The organism is Bacillus sp. P4_D3, assembly GCF_056401855.1.
On record NZ_JBFUIN010000512.1, the window covers coordinates 1 to 2268 of the forward strand.

At 34.2% G+C, this 2268-nt stretch carries 2 protein-coding genes and 1 pseudogene; all 3 read right to left on the reverse strand.

Translation table 11 applies throughout. From position 1 onward, the window contains the following. Nucleotides 1-196, reverse strand: a pseudogene (locus AC1DTM_RS23410) (acyl-CoA thioesterase); the annotation flags it as partial. A 119-nt stretch (nt 197-315) separates the two neighbouring features. Next, entirely contained in the window at nt 316-1185 is an 870-nt protein-coding gene (locus AC1DTM_RS23415; RefSeq protein ID WP_002158156.1) for a TIGR03943 family putative permease subunit, read from the reverse strand. Nucleotides 1186-1188: 3 nt separating this feature from the next. Beyond that, nucleotides 1189-2085 (reverse strand): permease, encoded by an 897-nt coding sequence (locus AC1DTM_RS23420; protein WP_002118586.1) that lies wholly within the window; start codon nt 2083-2085, stop codon nt 1189-1191. Nucleotides 2086-2268 lie beyond the last annotated feature (183 nt).

The window sequence follows — 2268 nt, forward strand, 5'->3', positions numbered from 1 at the left end:
AATCTACCCAATCCATAGACGCTGTGACACATTCCATTCTCGAGTGTCTCGTTGCTGAAATTGAAGCAACCATATCCATCTCCGCCAATATCTTTCCACCAAATAGCGTGTTATGATCATTTAAATCCGTTGGAAATACTCGACTTGTTTTAAAAACTCTTGATTCATTAGCTGTTTTACCCTTTACTTCAGTCATTGTTATCACCCCTTTAATTATATATCTCTAATATCCAAACATTTACTACATCTCATGAACTACACGTTTAATATTAACAATTTTTAGAACTTTTAGTCCACAAAAAAGAACCGATTTTATCAATCGGCTCCTCTAAATACATATTGTTCTTTCGGCTGTTCAACTTTATTCCATTTCGTTACTTCTAACACTGGAATATTTGCATGGAATGGCTGATAAAATTCAGTTGAAATTTCTCCTTCCACCTGAATCCAATCATCATTTTTCCACTCTACACCTTCTGGTTTTTTAACTAACATACCATATACACCCGAATCCGCAACACAATGTATAATACCGAAACGGAATAAGAAATATTGTTCCTTTTTAGAAGAATCATCTCGGAAAACAAATCCTTTATAAGACAGGGTTTTACCAGTAAATTCACCAGGATAATTATAAATTGTCTCCATACCCTTTAAGAAATCTTCATCTTTTAAAGTGATATTGTCTTTCGTAACAAACTCTTTCTTCCCTTTTTCCATTACACCACGATATCCTTCTTTCCCGTAATAAATACTCGTATCCGGTCTTAAGAATTGTCTTGTCATAAATGGATCTTTACTTTCCGCTTGTGCAACAGGAAAGTGAAACCCCTTCGCCTTAACAATGTCCGAATCTAATGTTGCAATTGGGAAAAATAATCCTGAAATAATCGGAAAACAGAACAGAGTATAAGAAAACGTTCGTTTCCACCATGTATTTTCATCTTTCGAATGATCATGCCCACACTGGCTATGATCACAACTGCAATCATGTTTCTCTTTTTCTTTTTGATGCTCTTTCTGGAAAACGATAATAATTTGTATAATCGTTAAGAAACCTAAAATAATAGCTGCAGTTTTTGATAAATAGGCATACTTCATATTTATATACTTCGTAATGTTACCGGAAATATGAAGCTGACCAATTAAAATTGTGAAACCTAGTAATATATATGCTCGAAACATAACCTACCACCCCATCGCATAAATGAGTAGTGAGCTTGCATAAACAACAAGTGTAACTGTAACCGTCACAACAATTACAAATTTTGTTTTAAATGTCGCAAGCATCATAAACATATTTTTAATATCCACCATCGGTCCATATACGAGGAACGCGACTAGTGACGCTGTTGAAAATGTACTTTGGAACGAAGAAGCAATAAATGCATCTGCCTCTGAACAAAGTGATAAAATAAAAGCAAGTCCCATCATTACAGCTGATGAAGAAAACGGACCTTGTCCAATAGCAAGCAATGTTGAAGTTTGTACAAACGTTTGAACTGCAGCAGCAATTAACGCTCCTAACACTAAGTATTTTCCCATTGAGAAGAATTCCTCAACAGCATGTGTACATACATCCCACATTTTTTTACGTAACGGACGCTTATGATTCACTTCTGGGAAGTGATCATCTCTTAATTGATGTTCTTTAAACATAAATGATAATATAATTCCAACGATAATTGCTACGATAATCGCCACAATAGAACGATACCATACCATGTGCATACTACTTCCAAAAGCAACATATGTTGCAAATAATACAACTGGATTAATAATCGGTCCAGTTAACATAAATGCAATTCCTGCATAGGGTGGAACCCCTTTTCCGATTAATCGTCTTACAATCGGAACAATTCCACATTCACACCCAGGAAACATCATACCTAAAAAAGTAGCTAATAAAACAGACAGAAATCGGTTTTTAGGCATCCATTTTGCCACCATATCTTCTGTCACAAACATTTGAATGAATCCTGAAATAAATACGCCAATTAGCACAAAAGGAAGTGCTTCGATTAATATTGAGATAAAGATTGTATTCATTTGCAGGAATGCTTTCGGTAATTGAAACAATTCCATGATGTATTTCCTCCAACTTTTCATTAACAATATGTAATTTTAACTCCATTTTATTATTTGAACAAGAGTTATATGGAATTCATAACCTTCATACACATTACATTTCAAAAGTTATATTCTGTTCCAAAATTGAAATTTTATAGCAAAAAAAGCTGCTCTAGCGCAGTTTTATAGCTATGCTAG

Coding starts and splice junctions, on each gene's coding strand:
- AC1DTM_RS23415 (WP_002158156.1), bottom strand. CDS start 1,185: ATGTTTCGAGCATATATATTACTAGGTTTCACAATTTTAATTGGTCAG.
- AC1DTM_RS23420 (WP_002118586.1), bottom strand. CDS start 2,085: ATGGAATTGTTTCAATTACCGAAAGCATTCCTGCAAATGAATACAATC.